We start from the raw sequence: 16,977 nt of genomic DNA on the forward strand, positions 1-16,977 counted from the left end.
AGACAGACCCCACCCCCTCCACTCGCCCCACTCCCGGCTCCCGCGCCAAATCCCGTGGCTCCCGAAGAAGAGGAAGGAGAACCCGAGCCCGAGGAGGATGCCGAAGTTCCGGAACCCCCACCCGTGTTGCCCGTCGCATTCCCAGCGAAGGGACTCCCCAGCGCAGAAAAGGCAGTCTCGCCCGCTGGCGTCGTCAAGCCTGTTCCATCGGCGGTCACGATGCCACGCAAGGTTTTGGCCAATTGAATCGCTTCCGCATTACGCAACGGAACGACCCAGATGTTGCCCGGCTGCGCTGTGGGCGCGTCCAGTTTGTCGATCAAGGAATGCAATTGCTGAAGTCGGGTCAGCGTGGGCGCCCTCAGGATAAGACTGTTGGTACGCGGTTCCGCCAGAGCGAGGGCTTTCAGATTAGGATCTCCCCCGCCAGAATCGGTCACATGATTCACCAGACTGGCCAGATCGATGGCCAGTGCATGATGCAAGGGAATGACCTCGGCCTCTCCCACCTGCGGCACATCGAGGGAATCGATCAACTTGGCGATACGCCCCAGATTTTCAGCATAGTCCGTCACCACCAGCGTATTATTGGCCGGATAGGCGGTGATGGGGTTATTCGGCGCAATCAGGGGACGCAGCACCGGCAGCAGATTGTTGGCCGATTCATAACGCAGATGAAAAACCCGCGTCACCACCTGACTGCCCCCGGCGACGGAAGTTGAACGCCGACCCAGGCCATCGACATCTTCGGAAACTGCTCCGCCCAGCATCTTGGCGTCAGCTTCAGGAACCACGCGGTACAATCCGTCACTTTTAACCAGAGAAAACCCCTGCATGCGCAAACTGGCCCCCAACAGATCGAGGGCCTCCGGTCCCGTCACCGGCTTGTCGCTGGCCAGACTGAGTGTTCCCTTGACGCGCGGATCCACCAGAATGTTCACCCCCACCGCTTCCCCCACGGCCTTGATCACGCCTTCCAGGTCCGCATTGATAAAATTCAGGGTCATCAGACCGGGTTGGGCCAGGGGGGCGGCGCTGCTCTCCGCAGCCTGGAGCGAAGCCATCTGCGGCCACATCAAAGCCCAGCAAAAAGTGTAAAGAAAAAGTTTTTTCATCGCGTTGATCCCTGCTGCAGGCTCATGGTGCATAGTCCAATCTCACTCCTTCTCCCTCCGGCTTGCCCAGGATACTCAATAAACCGGCGAGCACGAATCGTTGTTCGGGATCGGCACTGGCCTGACCCGTAAAATGAAATTTCCCGGGCCCTTGCTCCCCTTCCCCACGCAATTGTAACGGACCCTGACGGGTGGTCAGGGTTAAATGGGTTCCTAATCGACTCACCACGGCACGCACTTCATAACTCCCCAAGGGGGTAACCGGAGACAGGCGGGAGGTTAGCGACTCCAAAAGACATTCCCCTGTCCATGGATGGGTCAATTCCCCGCCTTGCCACTGCGCCGCCCCCCACTGCACATGGACCATTCCTCCTGGATGCAGGGTGGTGAAAGGCATCCCCAGCCCTTCCAGCAGTTGAGCCGGAAAATACCCCTGCCCCGGCTGCAGATCCCAAACACCGCCATGCCAGCGTCCCTGAACCAGCACACCGGCCCGCTCCGTGGCATTGGTCAGTATCCAGCCCAGCCCCGTCCATTGCGGATTGATTCTCCACTCGATCCGTCCCGGCCAGTCTCCCTCGGTCTGATCGTTCACCAGGGCCAACTCTGCCGACCCATGCCACAAGGTCCCGACTTCATTGGTCAGACGCACCCTTCCCCCCGACTCTGCATGGACCCAGGGCGATAGTGCTGTGGCAGGCCATTGCCACAGCCCCACGCCCAACAGCACCAATAGCCCCAAGCCCAGAAGCGCACCGCGCCGCGTCCGTTTCATTCGCCCGATTCCAGGATCAAATGTACCGTCAACCCCTGGCCCGGGACCCGTTGCACATCGGCCTCTACCACCCTCACTCGCACCGTCGAAGCCACCCTGTCCAGCCAATGGGCAAGTACCGAAAAATCCGCACCCGCCCAGATCATTTCCACGCCCTTGTCCCGTGCTGTGAATTGCACCAATCCGGCATTCAAAAGCCGTCCCTGGCGCTGCAACACGTCGAGCAAGGCTTGGGGGTGTAGCACCTGGGGAGGTTGGACAGGTGCGCTCAACCCTTGCAAACGTTCCAGGTCATGACGCATTCCCGGCAGTTCCTGTTCCAGTCGAGCTACGCCCTCCCAACCCCGGGTCCACAGGAATTGCAGAAGGGCCAGCAGCAATAGACCCGCCAGCCCCCCCAGAAGTTGACGTTCCCTTGGCTGGCGAGCCCCCCAGCCTTGCTCCAGGCGGACCCGCAGGGTATCGAGATATTCCCGCAGAGCAATCATGGCTGCACCTCTTCGAGAACCCAGACACCCTTCCCCTCGCTCTGCCAGCGCAAATGCTGATGGCTCGCTGCCTCGCTCAACCCTGCAGCCATCGTCACCCCCACCGGAAAATGCACTTCCAGACGATGGGGACGATAAACCAACCCCAATGGCACCAAACCCGGTTGCTGCGCCAGCAAGGTCACCAGTTGCCCGGTGAGGTGCGGAAATTCACCCTGCAATCCCTCCTGTGTGGAAGACTGGGAACGTTGTACCCAGGCATGGGCCCATTCAGCAACAGCGCCATGAGCGGAATCGGTTAAACCCCGTTGCGCCAGAATCCGCTTTTCCTCCCCCACCAGGTCATGGGCAGACCAGGCCAGCCTGCCCCATTCAAGATACAAACCCACAAACGCCACCAGAACCGCCATCCCCACCGCAGTCAAGGCCCTCTTCCAGGCGGGTCCCCAGCGCGCCAAACCCCGTGCGGCCCATTCAAACTGACATAAATCAAGGAGTGAAGGGGCCGAGGTTGGCAGTACCAAGCGCTCCATGAGCGTCATCGGCGACAAATCCAGCCCTTCTTCCCACGGCAGCACCCCCATCTCCTCCCGTCGTCCGCGTATGCCGCCTCCTTCCCCAGTGGCATCTCGCCACCAGCGCAGACTTCCTTCTTCCGCAGGGTCCAGGACGGGGAAAACCCACTCCCCCCGGCACCCGATGGGCGCCCAATCATGACTGGAAGACAGGATCAGTCTCCCCCTTCTGCCGGAAAATGCCCCATGAATGAAATTCATCCAGGCCCGCTCCATCACCGCCACGACCCGCCTGCCCTGGGCATCCGGGGCTGGCGCAAGGGCGCAGTGACACTCCTCCAGCGGCCACAACACCTGGGGTTCCAGCAGATTGGGGAGGGCTTCACGCCAACGTGTCTGAGGAATCCCGGCCAGCAGGGACTCCGTCACAAAAAGACGGGTGACTGCCGCTGCGGGCAAAATCCATTCATGACGGTGGGCCTCTGGCAACTCGTGGGGCAGTGCGCGCCCTGAGCGCAAGATCTGACCCTCCCCCCCCAGCAGATAAAACGGCAAGGGAACCCAGCGCCATTCAGCGGAGGGTAGATTCAGAGGTTTGTGGGGCAGCACCACCCGACAGATCGTCACACTCATCCGCCCCCCGTCAAATCCATACCGGGGGTCCAGCCCCTATGCCATTCCAATACTTGAGTCATCTGTCCGACCCCCTGATGGCGGGCCACCAGAGCCTGACGTCGTTGCACTGCGCCGGGGCGACGCAACTCCTCCACCACCCAGAAATAGTCCGAACTGACACCCAACTGGCTGGACGGAAAGGATCCCAAGTTGGGCAACAGGGTATTCACCCGCCGTTGCAGATCGGCCGTATCGCTAAAAACCTGTTGCTGACGGCCCTGCAGCAAGCCGGTCAAGGTTCCGGGGTCCACGCCCAACACGGCGCCCAGCACACTGGCCGAGGCCGTGTTGGCATTCACCTGGGTAGGGTGAGGCAAGATGACAAGACAGGATTCCAGGCGAGCCAGTGTAGCCGCATCGGCATCGGGAAACCAGGTGCGTACCTCACTCACGATACCCAGCGGCAAGGGAGCGCCCGTACTCTGATCGGTGATCTGTCGGGCAGGAAAAGGGTCTGGAGTAGAGGTGGGTCCGGAGGGAGGAAGCGCCGTAGAGCGACTGGCCAGGATCTGGGCAGCAATCGCGGGGGCAACGGCGGGGTCCAGTCCCAAAGACTGCAACAACCGCTGAAAAACGGCCACGCCATCGGGATCGATGGCCGTGGCTCCGACCCAGCCCTGATCAGCGCCCAAGTTTGCGACCTTAACCAGGGACATCAAGTTGAAACGGCTCTGGGCATCGAGAATGCGTCCAGACAGACGAATACCCGAAGCCCCACCCCCTCCCGTCACACTTTCCAAGGGAATGTCCGTGATGGGCACGGCCCATACCTCGCCCAGATGGTCCACCGCCCCCGTATGCAACAAATCCTCGCGCAAGATGAGCCGAGCCCAGTCCAGTGCTCCCACGCCCATCTGCTCCGCTTCATCGCGCACCCGCTGGTTTTCGAGCAATTTCACTCGCCTCTGTTCGTCCTGCATCATGCCGCTGGCCAGCACAGCCACCAGAATGGCCAACAGCAAGGCCATCAACAGTGCCGCGCCCCGTTCCTGTCTCATCAATCCTGCCCGGTCAGACAAACCTGGCGCAAGGGGGCCGCCGTTCCCCCCAAAAAAATCTCCAAAGCCAGACCGCGCACCTGCACGGACTGCACGTTCAAAGCCGGGTCCTGCGTAGCATCCACCCAGCCTTGCCCCCCCAGCCAGGCCTGATCCTGCAGGTCCACTCCCCCCGCCACGACCAGGGTACTCGCCTGCCCTCCCGAATTCTGCGGTAACTCGCCCTGCAGTACCGCCTGCCATACGCCATTCAATTCCCCGCGCGTCGTGAGGGCGGGAGATATCGCCCGCCGCACCACTCCCCCCGCCAAAGCGTAACTGACCACCCGCACTGCCCCGTCCTCATGCACCACCCAGGCCATCTGCCGGGTTCCCAGATGAACCGGCACTCCCAGAACCCACTGGTCAGGAGGAAGCAACGCATGACAATCCCTTTGCCACTGGTTGAACAGTGTCTGCGTGTCCTCCAACGCCAATCCCCGCTCATGCAGGACAGACTGGGTGCGCGTCATCGACTCCAACACGCGCCACGACATGAGCGCCATGATCGACATCAGAAGGGCGACGATCATCACTTCCACCAAGGTGAATCCACGCATCCTATAATACCTGAGCCGGACTGAGGGGCACCACGGTACTGACCCGCGCCAGAACGCTTCCCCCCCCTTCCAGAAACACAGTCACTTCCACCAGACGAAAGGAGGGATTGGGGGTTTCCTGTACATTTTCGTGGCAAGTCAGCACGAAACGCCCCTGGGGACAGGCAAAGTCAGTTCCCCCAAGGGGGGGCCATTGCCGACTCAAACGCAACTCGTTCAAGGCATTGGTTGCACTCCACTGCGCCGCCAGACGTTCCGGCACCGCCTCCCCGAGCCGGGTCACCCCCCCCAAAGCGCGCATTCCCGCTGCCAGGGCCACAGCCAACACAAACAGAGCCACCAGCACCTCGATCAGGGTGAAGCCCCGCTCAGGAGTCCCAGTTGCCGATATCGGCATCATTGCCTTCCCCTCCCGGCTGCCCATCTGCGCCCAGACTCCAGACATCGATCTCGCCGTGCTGGCCGGGATTGGCATAATGATAGGGATGCCCCCAGGGATCCTTGGGCAAGGTATCCAGGGTTTGCATCCAATTGCCGGGCACCGGTTCCTGCGCGGGTTGTTTGACCAATGCCATCAACCCCTGTTCGGTCGTGGGATAACGCCCTACATCCAGACGGTACAATTTCAGGGCCTGCACAAGGCTGGCAACATCCTGACGGGCTGCCAACTTGCGCGCCTGATCCGGCCGGTTCATGACCCGGGGTACGATCATCCCGGCCAGAATGGCAATGATGACCATCACCACCATGATTTCGATCAAGGTGAAACCCCGCTCCCGAAGACCTCGGGATTTCACCCCTCCCTTTTCTTCACGAAGTACTATTGTCCCCATCTTCACCGTATTCCACCTCGTCCTTGGCATGCATAAAGGAAGATCGGACCATACATCCAATACGCCAATCCCGCAAGTCTGCCTGGCAGGTCAAAGACGGGGCCCAGGTCTTGGCATCATAAAAACTTTCAGGTAAGGTGCCCGGATGAGGAAAATGAACTTTGAGCGTTCCCGTCAGTTACTGCCGCTGGGCGTAGAGGTGGGCGGGTGGCTGATCGTCGTGGCCCTGACCGGCTATTGGGGAATGCAACTGGCCCGTCCCCTGCCTCACCTGGCTCCCCGCTCCGGAGCGTTGACCCCCGTGCCCGAGGAACGCCGCTGGGAAACGGTATTTTCTGCGCCGGTGGCACAGATTCCTGTGCAGGTACGGGGAATCATCACCTCTGCCGGCGGGGGGGTGGCGTTGCTGGCCCCGGAAGGAACCCCCATCCGCGCCTGGCAGGTGGGACAGGAAGTACTGCCCGGCGTCTATCTGGTGCGAGTAGACCGGCACAGCGTCACCTTGGCCCGGGGGGGGCAGGAAGAAACGTTATCCTTGCCCGTTCCATCGCTCCCCAAAGGGACTGCGCTTGCTCCGCCTCGCCTACCTTGACCGGGGACGGGGCCTGGCCATCGTCATGATGGTGCTTTTTCATGGCTGCTATGACGCCACCTACTTCGGCTATGCCCATTTCGATATGCTGGGGTCATTTTTCTGGACCACGTGGCGCACCCTGATCGTCACGCTTTTCGTGTTCCTTTCCGGGATCAGTCTGGCCCTCAGCGCCCACCATCCGGCTCAGCGGCAACGCCGCCGTCTCTTTCAACTGGGGGTGGGGGCCCTGCTGGTCAGTGGGGTGACCTATGCAATGTTCGGCGCGCGCTGGATCTATTTCGGCGTTCTGCACTTCTATTGGCTTGCCACCGTCATCAGTCGTCCCCTGCTGGGGTTGCGCGCAAAATTGCTGCCTCTGGGGCTGTTGGCGTTGGTGGTGGGGCAATGGGGAATGACGGCCATGGACCCACGTTGGCTCAACTGGATCGGACTCGCTGCCCATAAACCCTCCACCGAGGATTATGCTCCTCTCCTGCCCTGGATCGGAGTCCTGTGGTTGGGCATGTGGACCGGAATCCAGCCCTGGTCTTCCCGTCCGCAAAGCAATCCCACTTCATGCTCGGTGCCCGACCGGGGCGTTCAATGGATGGGGCGCCATGGTCTGATTCTTTATCTTGTCCATCAACCCATACTTTTCACGGTATTTGAACTAACCCGGTGGATTTATCCTGTTCGTTGACTCCGAATCACTCCGCCCGCCCACTCTCTGGCGAAAACCGTCCCGCTCGGCGACTGTTCAGCCACCCGATAAAAGCCAAAAAGGCGAGGCCTGAACCGATCAGAAAAATCCCCCCTACCTCTGACCGATGAAAAGATTCCCCCGTCATCCAGCGGGAGGACAGAATCGCCACCACAGGCGTACCCAGTACCGACAAACTGGCCTCCCAGGCAGGAACCCGGTCCAGTATGTAGAGCCATAACCACCAGCACAGTGCCGTACTGCCCAAGGCCATGAAGGCCAGAATGCCACCATAGGTCCAGGTCCAGTGCATCGCCCGCTCCGGAATCAGAAGTGCTGCACACACCAGAGGGATGGCCCCCAATGCCATTTGCCAGGCCGTCAGGTTGAGCAGATCCAGTACGTGTCGCTGACGTAATCGTTTCACCAGAAGGGTACCGATGGCCCAACACAGGGCAGCCATCAGCCCCAGACATTTGCTGATCAAACTGGTATGCATTTCCCAGGGCTCGATGATGAAGATCAATCCCGCCAGCGTCAGTCCCGCAGCGATCCACTGTGCTCCCTTCACCGACTCACGCAACACCAATCCCGAGAGCAGCAAAGTCCAAATGGGCATGGTAAAGATCAATACCGCCGTTTTCCCGGGGCCCCCGGTCACCAGCGCCCAGGTTTGAAAAAGCATGAAACCGGAAACCTGAACGAGCCCGATGACCAGAGTTTCCTTGGGGAATTGCCAACGCCAGGGACGTCCCGTCAGAGGAAGCAGCGCAAGCAAGGCCAGCCCCCCCAAAACAGAACGTTGCGCCGCAAAATGAAGCGGCCCGGCAAAACCCAACCCTTCCTTGGCTGCTACCCAACTATAACCCCAGGTAAGGGACAGCACCACCAGGCCCAACAGCGGACCCCAACCACGAGAATGCTTCAAATACAATCTCCTATGCACCCACCAGAGAACAGATCATCCCTTGGCGCATTCATCCCGCATCTGCTGGCTCAAGGTTGTCAGAAATTGCAGGGCCTGTTGGGTTTCCCGTTGCGTCATGAGGTTCCATAGCCCCCCCAATCCTCCCCCAGGCGGGGCCTGTTTGACTGTGCTGGCAACCTCCAGAGCATTGAGCAAACCCACCACCCGGTCCAGTTTGTCGAGCAGCGCAGGCAGACTCTGGAGGATTCGTTCCAGAGCGCCAGTGGCTTCCAAACGTTCCAGCATCTGCAGCAACCGTCCACCGCCGCCGCGATTGAAACGGTCGAGCATGGACAACCCCTCCCCCACCGTTTCCGCCAGCCGTCCCACCATTTCATCGCTCAGGGCATCCTGAAACGACTGGTAGACACGGGCCAACTGAAAAATTCTGTCCAGATCCCCGTTGTCCACCATTTCGGCAAGAACCGGAAGAGCCTGGGGGAGACCGGAGCGCTGGACTCGATCCACCAGATCCATCCCCTCACTGCAAAACCCCGCGAGACGATTGACCATTTCGTCGCTCAGAGCGTCCCGGGCCGCAGTCACCAAATGTTCTGCTTCTGCGGACGAACAATCGGTTGATTCCTTGAGTTCTGTCATCATCATCCCCTCTGCTCAAAGCAAACCACGGGCAGAAACCCAGTAGAGTTTGTTGTAGGCCATCTTGAACCAGTGCACCGCCTTGGTAGGGGGCTGGGGTGAAGGGGGGGTCTGGTAGTTGAACATGGCATAAGTCGCCCGATCCTTGCCCGTTTCGATGAAACAGAAGACCTTGCCGTCATATTCCCGTACCGGCGCCCCCAGTTTGATCAGGGCTGCGATATTCTCCCCCAGGGTATCCGCCTGAAAGTGGGCCGTGGAACCGGCCTTGCTGATGGGAATATTGGTGGTATCCCCCAACACGAAAACATTCTCCCGGCCTTCCATGTTGAGTTTGCCCCGGTGGGTAGGGATCCAGCCATTTTTCCCCAGATTGTTCCTTTCCAGAACTTCCATTCCACGATGGGCGGGAATGGTGATCAGCAAATCGTAAGGGACTTCAGTCCCTTCCTCGCTATGCACCACTTTTTTCTCGCCATCCACTTCCTTCATGTTAAAAAAAGTTTCGTAAGTGATGCCCAGCCGGTCCATTTCTGGCGCGGCCCACTTAGCCACGTTTTCAAGGGGGTGTACGCGATTGATGGGGTAGGTGTAATGCAGTTGAACCTTGTCGAGGAGACCCCGGTCCTTGAAGTAATCGTGCAGCATGAAGGTGATTTCCAGGGGCGCCATGGGACACTTGTGGGGAACGCCCACGGCAATCACCACTTTTCCGCCTTCAAAGGACTGCAAGCGCTTGAACATCTTGAGCGCCGAGGCTTCCGTGTAAAAGGTTTCTGCATACTCGGCCAGCCCCGGAATTTCTTCCGGATACATGCGCGAACCGGTGGCGATCACCAGAATGTCGTAGGCATGGATTCGCCCACTGCGGGTTTTGACCTGTTGATCATCCAGGTGAAACTCTTCCACCGGATCCACATGAAAATGGATACTCGATTCCAGCAAACCGGCCTGATCCCGGTATAACTCATCGGGGGTCATGCGTCCCACGGCCAGATACAACAAACCCGGCTGATACATGTGCTTGTCCGAAGCCGACAGCATCGTGATTTGCGCCTTGCCTTCCTTCAATTCCGGAACCAAACGACGGGCCAGATTATTGGCCAGGATCGTCCCACCCATTCCGCCACCGACAATCAAAATCTTCATGCGTCCTCCCGCCTAAAGTACGTTGGAAACCATGCGCCCCAATTATTTGGTCTTGCGCACCACGATATGCCAGACACCATCGTTTTCTGTTGTGGAAACGTAGTCATGACCCACCCGACGCACCCACTCGGGAATATCATTGGCTGACCCCTTGTCTGTGGACAACACTTCCAGTTCATCCCCAATCTGACTGTGCTTCAGGGCGACAATCAGTTCCATCAGCGGACCTGGACAAAAACTTCCTTTACCATCCACGATTTTTCTTTCCGTCATTGTGATCCTCTCTTGAATCGGTTGTTCGACTCGGTCAGAGTCCCTGCACACACAGGGACAGTGATTATCCCGAAATCAAAAAGTCCAGACCTGTCCATCCTGAACCTCGGTCAGCAATCTGGTCAAACCGGTGGCTTCTTCCAGATAGTCCTCCAGTTGTTCAGAACCGACTTCCAGCACGTCCATGGCCATGGAACAGGGATAGAGACGGGCTCCTCCCAACTCTATGGCCTGTTCAAACAACATTTTGAATTCAGGGACTTTCTTGGCTATTATCAAATCGCCCATGGGGCCTTCGTGAGGGGCCTCTGCCGTCGCTCCCTTGACAAAATGGGGCAAGGCATTCATGGATAGAAAAACCAGGACTTCCTGACCACTCACCGCCGCCACTGAAGCCACCATGGCCGCCGCCTGTAATCGTTCCAAGGTACCCGAGATCACCACGACACAAATTTTTTGGCCAACCATTTTTTTCTCCTCGATCCGCGTTTTCCCCATGCCTCAGGGAGAATCCCCCTTCGTTTCGGCATAGTCCTCCTGTAAAGCCAGGATCTTGCCCACCGTCACAAAGGACCCGCACACCACCACCCGGTCTTCCACGGCTGCTGCCGTACAAGCCGCGCCGTAGGCTTGCTCGGGAGACGGGTGCCATTGCACGGTCCCCCGTACCCCCGCTAGCGCCGGTTCCATCTCTTCCCGACAGGCCCCGCGCTCTTCATGAAGGTCAGCCAGATACCAGTCATTCACCAAGGTATCCAGGGCCTGGACTACGCCCACCCTATCCTTGTCACGCAACATGCCCAGGACCAGACGCGTCCGTCCGGCGCAGGACGTGCTTTTCAGATTATGCGCCAGTTCCTGAGCCGCTTGTGGATTATGGGCCACATCCAAAATTACCTGAGGCGAAAAGCGCCAGGTCTGGAAACGCCCCGGCAGCACCGTACCCGCAATCCCGCGCCGGCCCTGTTCCGGCGTCACCTGCACAGGCAGACACTGCAACGCCGCCAAGGCCAGGGCGGCATTGCGGTATTGAAAATCTCCGCACAGGGGAGGCGCTGGCAGGTCAGACCAGGTCTGGTGCGGCAAATGCAAGGTCCACCTCCCTTGCGCCTGTCTTTCCACCGTAAAATCCCGTCCCCACAACCAAAGTGGGGTCTCCAGTGCCGCCGCCCGCGCCAACAAACTACGGGGGGGGTCTGGATCGGCACAGAGCGCAGGAACCCCTGCGCGAAAAATTCCCGCCTTTTCTGCACCAATCGCTTCGCGGGTGGAGCCCAGCCACATTTCATGGTCCAGGGCAATCCCGGTCACCAGGGAAACCACTGGCTCGAAGAGATTGACGGCGTCCAGACGCCCCCCCAACCCCACCTCCAGCACCGCCACGTCCACCGAAGCCCGTTGAAAAATATCCACCGCTGCCAGGGTACCGAATTCAAAAGGGGTCAGACTGATCGCCTGACGGGCTGCCTCGATCCGGGCAAAGGCAGCACAGAGTTGGGCATCGGAGACGGGAATCCCGTCCACGACCACCCGCTCGTTGTAGCGCACCAGATGAGGCGAAGTATAGGTTCCCACCCGATAGCCCGCAGCCTTCAGAGTCGCTGTCAAATAAGCGCAGGCGGACCCCTTGCCGTTGGTGCCCGCCACCATCAGAATTGGAAAGACGGGAAAAATACCGAGCAGGTCGCGCACCCGCCCGACCCGTTCCAGCCCCAGGTCCATGGAACGAGGGTGGATACGGTCCAGGTAAGCCAGCCAGGTAGCCAGCGTCATGGTGTTTTCTTCCCTGCCCCTATCCGATGAAGCCATCCGTCACCCGTTGCAAAACAAAAGGGGAGATTATCCCTTGCTTCCCCCCCTCAGGGAACCCCCATTTCCCGAAATTTCAAGGAATGAGAAGCGCGCGAAAATCATTGACGTTGGTGAGGGTAGGCCCCGTGATCACCAGATCGTCCAACGCCGCAAAAAAACCATAACCGTCATTGTTGGTCAGATAATCGGTCACCTTCAGACCCAGATGTTCCGCGCGCGCCCAGGTATCCGGCAGTACCATGGCCCCTGCGTTATCCTCGGTTCCATCGATACCATCCGTATCCCCTGCCAACGCAAACACCCCCGGTTCGCCCCGCAGGGCCTGGGTCAGTGCCAGCAGAAATTCGACGTTTCGCCCGCCGCGCCCCTTGCCCCGCACCGTCACCGTGGTTTCTCCCCCGGACAACAGGACACAGGGACGCGCTGCCGGTTGTCCATGACGCCTCACTTGTCGGGCCATACCCGCCATGACTGTGGCCACCTCACGGGCTTCGCCTTCGATACTGTCCCCTAAAATCAAGGGGTTGACCCCGGCCGCCCGTGCAACGGCCGCAGCCGCCTCGAGGGAATGCTGGGGCGTCGCAATGAGATGGGTCGAAGTACGCGCCAGCCGGGGATCTCCTGGTTTGGGGGTTTCTTCCTGGGCGGCACAGAGGTGTGCATAGGTCCGTACCTGGTCCTGCAATCCGTATTTCTCCACGATGGCGCGTGCCTCGGCAAAGGTGGTGGGATCCGCCACCGTGGGACCGGAAGCAATCACGGTGGGGTCATCGCCAGGCACATCGGAAATCAACAGGGTGACCACTTGGGCCGGATAACAAGCCAGGGCCAAACGCCCTCCCTTGAGACTTGAAAGATGCTTGCGCACGCAATTCATCTCAGTAATGGTGGCACCACTTCGGAGCAGACTCCGGTTCATGGTCTGCTTGTCCGCCAGAGTCAACCCGGGGGCCGGTGCTGCCAACAGTGCAGAGCCCCCACCCGAAATCAGGCAGATCACCAGATCTTCCGCCCTCAATCCTTGAACGGCTTCGAGAATCCGCTGGCTGGCCCGTTGTCCCGCCTCGTCCGGCACCGGATGGGCCGCCTCGAGAACCTCGATGGAACGGGTGGAAACCTTGTGGCCGTAGCGCGTCACCACCACCCCCCCCAAGGCACCCGTCCAATGCTGCTCCAGCGCCTGAGCCATGGCTCCCGCCGCCTTGCCGGCCCCCACCACCACCGTACGTCCCCGTGGAACTGCCGGCAGAAATGAGGGAAGTACCCGATGTGGGTCTGCTGCGGCCACGGCGGAGTCAAAAAGGGAACGCAAAAATATGCGTTCTTCTGCAAAGGAGGGGGGGGTGGTATTATTTTTCATAACAGGCGTTATAAATTTTCACAGAAGGATCGAAAGTCGCTAGAATAGAGGCTTCATACTTAAAATGATAGTCATTGTTCATCCTTTGGAGGATTTGTCGTGTTTGATTCCAGAAAGTTGCTTGCCGATACGGACCCCGAATTATGGGACGTCGTCCAGAAAGAATACCGCCGGCAGGAAGACCATATCGAATTGATTGCTTCGGAGAACTATACCAGTCCGGCAGTCCTGCAGGCGCAAGGTTCCGTTCTGACCAACAAATATGCAGAGGGGTATCCCGGCAAGCGTTACTACGGCGGCTGCGAATTCGTCGACATGGCCGAACAACTGGCCATTGATCGCGTGAAACAACTTTTTGGCGCCGAATATGCCAACGTCCAGCCCCATTCCGGCTCCCAGGCCAATGCCGCCGTGTACATGGCCATGCTCCAACCGGGCGACACGATTCTTGGTATGTCCTTGGCACATGGCGGTCACCTGACCCATGGGGCCTCCGTCAATTTCAGCGGCAAGCTCTACAAGTCGGTGAGTTATGGTCTTCATCCCGACACGGAGCGGATCAACTACGACGAAGTGGAACGTCTGGCCCAGGAACACAAACCCAAAATGATCGTGGCGGGTGCCTCAGCCTATTCCATGGTCATCGATTGGACTCGTTTTCGTGCCATTGCCGATTCCATCGGGGCTTATCTCATGGTGGACATGGCGCACTATGCCGGTCTCATCGCTGCAGGCGAATACCCCAGCCCCGTGGGCATTGCCCACTTCGTCACCTCCACCACCCACAAGACCTTGCGCGGTCCGCGCGGCGGAATCATCCTGTCCTCCGCCGAGTTTGAAAAACCCATCAACTCCATGATTTTTCCAGGCATTCAAGGGGGGCCCCTGATGCATGTCATCGCGGCCAAGGCCACCGCCTTCAATGAGGCGCTCAAACCCGAATTCAAGTCCTACCAGAAGCGCGTCAAAGCCAATGCCCAAGCCATGGCAGAAACCTTCATCGAGCGTGGCTTGCGCATCGTTTCCGGCGGCACGGAAAGCCATCTCTTCCTGATGGACCTGCGTGCCCGTCAGATCACCGGCAAGGCTGCCGAAGCACTGCTGGGACGAGCCAATATCACGGTCAACAAGAACGCCATTCCCAATGATCCGGAAAAACCCTTTGTCACCTCCGGCATCAGAATCGGCTCCCCGGCCCTGACCACCCGTGGTTTTGGTCACAATGAGGCACGCAAGGTCTCCCACCTGATCAGCGACTTGCTTGAGGCTCCGGAGGATGACAGCGTACTGCAGCATGTTCTCAAAGAGGTGGGAACACTCTGTCAGCGTCACCCCGTCTATCGCTAATCGTTCAAGCATTCGTTTCAGGAGTTATCATGGCAGGTCATAATTTTCTTTTCGTTCCCGGACCCTCCAACGTCCCCAACCGCATCCTGCGCGCCATGGCGGTCCCTATGGAGGATCATCGCTCGGTTAAATTCCCTGCTCTGACCCAGGAGATCCTGGCCGGTTTAAAAAGGGTTTTCAAGACGGAATCCGCCGCCCCCATCGTCTTCCCTTCCTCCGGGACGGGATGCTGGGAAGCGGCGCTGACCAACTGTTTGAACCCTGGGGACCAGATCCTGGCTTCCCGCTTCGGACAATTCAGTCACCTCTGGTGCGACATGGGAAGACGTCTGGGTTTCGACATGAACATCATTGAAGTGGAGTGGGGCGAAGGCGCTCCAGTGGAAGGGTACCGAAGCGCATTGGCGGCAGATGTACAGCATCAGATCAAGGCCGTATTGGTCTGTCAGAATGAAACCGCCACCGGCGTGACCAGTGATATTTTGGCCATCCGTCAAGTGCTGGAGGATTTGGGTCACCCTGCCCTGCTCTTTGTGGATTCGGTCAGCGCTCTGGGCAGTATCGACTTTCGTATGGATGAATGGAAGGTGGATATCTGCGTCGCCGGTTCCCAAAAAGGTCTGATGTTGCCAGCCGGCATGGGAATCACCTGCGTTAGCCAGAAAGCCCTGCAAGCCGCCCAGAACAGCCGTCATCCCCGTTGTTACTTTGATTACCTCGACATGGTCAAGAGCAATGGCACCGGCTACTTCCCCTACACGCCTTCCATTCCCATGCTCTACGGTCTGCGTGAAGCCCTGGTCATGCTGGAAGAGGAAGGTCTCGAAAACGTCTTTGCCCGCCATCATTATCTGGCCGAAGGAGTGCGGGCCGCTGTCACTCAAGGATGGAAATTATCCCTGTGTGCCAAGGCGCCCCAGTGGTACTCGGACTCGGTTTCAGCCATCGTGGTTCCCGCCGGGTTCAACGCAGCCGAAGTCATCGAACGAGCCTACCGCCGTTATAATCTGGCACTGGGTGCCGGGCTTTCGAAAGTGGCCGGCAAGGTTTTCCGGATTGGACATCTGGGCGACCTCAACGAGGTGATGCTGATGGGGGCCATTGCAGGCGCCGAGATGGCCATGCTGGACTGTGGCATTCCCGTCACTCCCGGAAGCGGAGTAGCCGCCGCCACCCAATTCTGGTGCACCCATGAGGCCCCCGTGGGCCTGGGAGCGGGTGCATGAGCGGACGCGTGGTCTTTCTTGACCGCGCCTCACTCAAGGCGCGGGTTCGTACTCCGGACTTTTCTGACAGTTATATCGAGCATGACCAGACCACCACCGCACAGGTGTTGGAACGCCTGCACGGCGCTCAAGTGGCCATCACCAACAAAGTGCCGTTGCGCGCTGAAACACTGCGCCAATTACCTGATCTAAAAATGATCGCCGTGGCAGCCACGGGGTACGATGTGGTGGACATTCCCGCCTGTCAGGCTCAAGGCATTCGCGTAGCCAACATCCGCAATTATGCCGTCCATACGGTACCGGAACATGTCTTTGCCCTGATTCTGGCCCTGCGTCGCAATTTGCTGGCCTATCGCCAGGACGTGGAAAACGGCGTTTGGCAGACTTCCCCTCAATTCTGTTTCTTCGATCATCCCATCGGGGACCTGTTTGGGTCCACCTTGGGCATCATCGGCGAAGGAGTCCTGGGTCAGGGAACGGCGCGGATCGCCACAGGGTTTGGCATGAAGGTCCTGTTTGCGAAACATGACGGACCCAGGCATGAGGGAATCACCTATACCCCCCTGGAAGAGATCCTTGAACAAGCAGACATTCTTTCCCTTCATTGTCCGCTCACGACCAGCACGCGCAACCTCATCAGTGAAAAGGAACTGCGCCGCATGAAACCCACGGCGCTTCTCATCAATACCGCGCGCGGCGGTCTGGTGGATGAGGCTGCGTTGATCCGTGCGCTGGATGAAGGGTGGATCGGAGGAGCCGGGTTCGATGTACTGACCACCGAACCCCCCACTCAGGGCCACCCGCTCCTTGAAGTGCGCCGTTCCAACTTCATTCTGACCCCCCACGTCGCCTGGGCATCCGATGGTGCCATGCAATTTCTGGCGGATCAACTGATCGACAATATCGAAGCCTGGCAGCGCGGTACGCCTCAAAACCTGGTGGTTTGAAGCCGGCCACGGAGGGGATATCCA

20 protein-coding genes are annotated in these 16,977 nt (G+C 59.1%); 5 read left to right on the forward strand and 15 right to left on the reverse strand.

Translation table 11 applies throughout. From position 1 onward, the window contains the following. The 8 genes from IV91_RS0108860 to gspG form a co-directional block, all read right to left on the reverse strand. Window positions 1-1,115 (reverse strand): secretin N-terminal domain-containing protein (locus IV91_RS0108860; RefSeq protein ID WP_200874359.1); only part of this gene is annotated, 1,115 nt, incomplete at its 3' end. A gap of 22 nt (window positions 1,116-1,137) precedes the next feature. Beyond that, a complete protein-coding gene (gspN, locus tag IV91_RS0108865) occupies window positions 1,138-1,890 on the reverse strand; it encodes a type II secretion system protein N (RefSeq protein WP_051862420.1) in 753 nt (250 codons plus the stop codon). Next, window positions 1,887-2,378, reverse strand: a complete 492-nt coding sequence (gene gspM, locus IV91_RS16840; RefSeq protein ID WP_031597702.1) for a type II secretion system protein GspM — start codon at window positions 2,376-2,378, stop codon at window positions 1,887-1,889. Before gspM ends, gspN begins: the two co-directional genes overlap by 4 nt. Next, window positions 2,375-3,526, reverse strand: a complete 1,152-nt coding sequence (gene gspL, locus IV91_RS0108875; RefSeq protein WP_031597703.1) for a type II secretion system protein GspL — start codon at window positions 3,524-3,526, stop codon at window positions 2,375-2,377. Before gspL ends, gspM begins: the two co-directional genes overlap by 4 nt. Next, window positions 3,523-4,566, reverse strand: coding sequence for a type II secretion system minor pseudopilin GspK (gspK, locus tag IV91_RS0108880; RefSeq protein ID WP_051862423.1), 1,044 nt, complete (start codon window positions 4,564-4,566; stop codon window positions 3,523-3,525). The genes gspL and gspK overlap by 4 nt, the downstream gene beginning before the upstream one ends. Next, window positions 4,566-5,165 carry a PulJ/GspJ family protein gene (locus IV91_RS0108885; RefSeq protein ID WP_031597705.1) on the reverse strand — a complete coding sequence of 200 codons (600 nt, stop codon included), beginning with the start codon at window positions 5,163-5,165 and terminating at the stop codon, window positions 4,566-4,568. Before IV91_RS0108885 ends, gspK begins: the two co-directional genes overlap by 1 nt. 1 nt (window position 5,166) lies before the next feature. Continuing rightward, window positions 5,167-5,565 carry a type II secretion system minor pseudopilin GspI gene (gene gspI / locus IV91_RS0108890; protein WP_031597706.1) on the reverse strand — a complete coding sequence of 133 codons (399 nt, stop codon included), beginning with the start codon at window positions 5,563-5,565 and terminating at the stop codon, window positions 5,167-5,169. Next, a complete protein-coding gene (gene gspG / locus IV91_RS0108895) occupies window positions 5,534-5,998 on the reverse strand; it encodes a type II secretion system major pseudopilin GspG (RefSeq protein ID WP_051862426.1) in 465 nt (154 codons plus the stop codon). The genes gspI and gspG overlap by 32 nt, the downstream gene beginning before the upstream one ends. Before the next feature lie 154 nt (window positions 5,999-6,152). On the opposite strand from gspG, the gene IV91_RS0108900 reads away from it, so the two are divergent. After that, window positions 6,153-6,590: a type II secretion system protein N gene (locus IV91_RS0108900; protein WP_031597708.1), complete on the forward strand. Its 438-nt coding sequence runs from the start codon at window positions 6,153-6,155 to the stop codon at window positions 6,588-6,590. Beyond that, window positions 6,568-7,272 carry a heparan-alpha-glucosaminide N-acetyltransferase gene (locus IV91_RS15830; RefSeq protein ID WP_051862428.1) on the forward strand — a complete coding sequence of 235 codons (705 nt, stop codon included), beginning with the start codon at window positions 6,568-6,570 and terminating at the stop codon, window positions 7,270-7,272. The genes IV91_RS0108900 and IV91_RS15830 overlap by 23 nt, the downstream gene beginning before the upstream one ends. Window positions 7,273-7,279: 7 nt before the next feature. On the opposite strand, the gene IV91_RS0108910 is transcribed toward IV91_RS15830, so the two are convergent. The 7 genes from IV91_RS0108910 to IV91_RS0108940 form a co-directional block, all read right to left on the reverse strand. After that, window positions 7,280-8,200, reverse strand: coding sequence for a DMT family transporter (locus IV91_RS0108910; protein ID WP_035417558.1), 921 nt, complete (start codon window positions 8,198-8,200; stop codon window positions 7,280-7,282). Between the two features lie 33 nt (window positions 8,201-8,233). Further along, a complete protein-coding gene (locus IV91_RS0108915) occupies window positions 8,234-8,845 on the reverse strand; it encodes a hypothetical protein (RefSeq protein ID WP_150112442.1) in 612 nt (203 codons plus the stop codon). 9 nt (window positions 8,846-8,854) lie between these two features. Continuing rightward, window positions 8,855-9,988, reverse strand: a complete 1,134-nt coding sequence (locus tag IV91_RS0108920) for an NAD(P)/FAD-dependent oxidoreductase (protein ID WP_031597712.1) — start codon at window positions 9,986-9,988, stop codon at window positions 8,855-8,857. Window positions 9,989-10,030: 42 nt separating this feature from the next. After that, window positions 10,031-10,261 carry a sulfurtransferase TusA family protein gene (locus IV91_RS0108925; RefSeq protein ID WP_031597713.1) on the reverse strand — a complete coding sequence of 77 codons (231 nt, stop codon included), beginning with the start codon at window positions 10,259-10,261 and terminating at the stop codon, window positions 10,031-10,033. A 75-nt stretch (window positions 10,262-10,336) separates the two neighbouring features. After that, on the reverse strand, window positions 10,337-10,729 hold the full coding sequence (locus IV91_RS0108930) for a DsrE/DsrF/DrsH-like family protein (RefSeq protein WP_031597714.1): 393 nt from the start codon (window positions 10,727-10,729) through the stop codon (window positions 10,337-10,339). A 33-nt stretch (window positions 10,730-10,762) separates the two neighbouring features. Then, window positions 10,763-12,034: a bifunctional tetrahydrofolate synthase/dihydrofolate synthase gene (gene folC / locus IV91_RS0108935; RefSeq protein WP_031597716.1), complete on the reverse strand. Its 1,272-nt coding sequence runs from the start codon at window positions 12,032-12,034 to the stop codon at window positions 10,763-10,765. Between the two features lie 112 nt (window positions 12,035-12,146). Beyond that, on the reverse strand, window positions 12,147-13,433 hold the full coding sequence (locus IV91_RS0108940) for a glycerate kinase type-2 family protein (protein ID WP_031597717.1): 1,287 nt from the start codon (window positions 13,431-13,433) through the stop codon (window positions 12,147-12,149). Between the two features lie 99 nt (window positions 13,434-13,532). Between IV91_RS0108940 and glyA the strand changes: the two genes are divergently transcribed. From glyA to IV91_RS0108955, 3 genes are read left to right on the forward strand one after another with little or no spacing between them, the layout of a single operon-like run. Next, window positions 13,533-14,780: a serine hydroxymethyltransferase gene (gene glyA / locus IV91_RS0108945; RefSeq protein ID WP_031597720.1), complete on the forward strand. Its 1,248-nt coding sequence runs from the start codon at window positions 13,533-13,535 to the stop codon at window positions 14,778-14,780. A gap of 29 nt (window positions 14,781-14,809) precedes the next feature. Continuing rightward, complete coding sequence (locus IV91_RS0108950) at window positions 14,810-16,006, forward strand: aminotransferase class V-fold PLP-dependent enzyme (protein WP_031597721.1); 1,197 nt, start codon at window positions 14,810-14,812, stop codon at window positions 16,004-16,006. After that, on the forward strand, window positions 16,003-16,953 hold the full coding sequence (locus tag IV91_RS0108955) for a D-2-hydroxyacid dehydrogenase (protein WP_031597723.1): 951 nt from the start codon (window positions 16,003-16,005) through the stop codon (window positions 16,951-16,953). Before IV91_RS0108950 ends, IV91_RS0108955 begins: the two co-directional genes overlap by 4 nt. Window positions 16,954-16,977 lie beyond the last annotated feature (24 nt).

This window comes from Ferrovum myxofaciens (genome assembly GCF_000735045.1).
Lineage (GTDB): Bacteria > Pseudomonadota > Gammaproteobacteria > Burkholderiales > Ferrovaceae > Ferrovum > Ferrovum myxofaciens.

Bases quoted from the DNA above. Each gene is read 5' to 3' on its own strand.
- IV91_RS0108950 (WP_031597721.1), top strand. From the start codon at position 14,810: ATGGCAGGTCATAATTTTCTTTTCGTTCCCGGACCCTCCAACGTCCCC.
- folC (WP_031597716.1), bottom strand. From the start codon at position 12,034: ATGACGCTGGCTACCTGGCTGGCTTACCTGGACCGTATCCACCCTCGT.
- gspN (WP_051862420.1), bottom strand. From the start codon at position 1,890: ATGAAACGGACGCGGCGCGGTGCGCTTCTGGGCTTGGGGCTATTGGTG.
- gspI (WP_031597706.1), bottom strand. From the start codon at position 5,565: ATGATGCCGATATCGGCAACTGGGACTCCTGAGCGGGGCTTCACCCTG.
- IV91_RS0108920 (WP_031597712.1), bottom strand. From the start codon at position 9,988: ATGAAGATTTTGATTGTCGGTGGCGGAATGGGTGGGACGATCCTGGCC.
- IV91_RS0108930 (WP_031597714.1), bottom strand. From the start codon at position 10,729: ATGGTTGGCCAAAAAATTTGTGTCGTGGTGATCTCGGGTACCTTGGAA.
- IV91_RS0108915 (WP_150112442.1), bottom strand. From the start codon at position 8,845: ATGATGATGACAGAACTCAAGGAATCAACCGATTGTTCGTCCGCAGAA.
- gspK (WP_051862423.1), bottom strand. From the start codon at position 4,566: ATGAGACAGGAACGGGGCGCGGCACTGTTGATGGCCTTGCTGTTGGCC.
- gspG (WP_051862426.1), bottom strand. From the start codon at position 5,998: ATGGGGACAATAGTACTTCGTGAAGAAAAGGGAGGGGTGAAATCCCGA.
- IV91_RS0108925 (WP_031597713.1), bottom strand. From the start codon at position 10,261: ATGACGGAAAGAAAAATCGTGGATGGTAAAGGAAGTTTTTGTCCAGGT.
- IV91_RS0108900 (WP_031597708.1), top strand. From the start codon at position 6,153: ATGAACTTTGAGCGTTCCCGTCAGTTACTGCCGCTGGGCGTAGAGGTG.
- IV91_RS0108885 (WP_031597705.1), bottom strand. From the start codon at position 5,165: ATGCGTGGATTCACCTTGGTGGAAGTGATGATCGTCGCCCTTCTGATG.
- IV91_RS0108955 (WP_031597723.1), top strand. From the start codon at position 16,003: ATGAGCGGACGCGTGGTCTTTCTTGACCGCGCCTCACTCAAGGCGCGG.
- IV91_RS0108940 (WP_031597717.1), bottom strand. From the start codon at position 13,433: ATGAAAAATAATACCACCCCCCCCTCCTTTGCAGAAGAACGCATATTT.
- gspL (WP_031597703.1), bottom strand. From the start codon at position 3,526: ATGAGTGTGACGATCTGTCGGGTGGTGCTGCCCCACAAACCTCTGAAT.
- gspM (WP_031597702.1), bottom strand. From the start codon at position 2,378: ATGATTGCTCTGCGGGAATATCTCGATACCCTGCGGGTCCGCCTGGAG.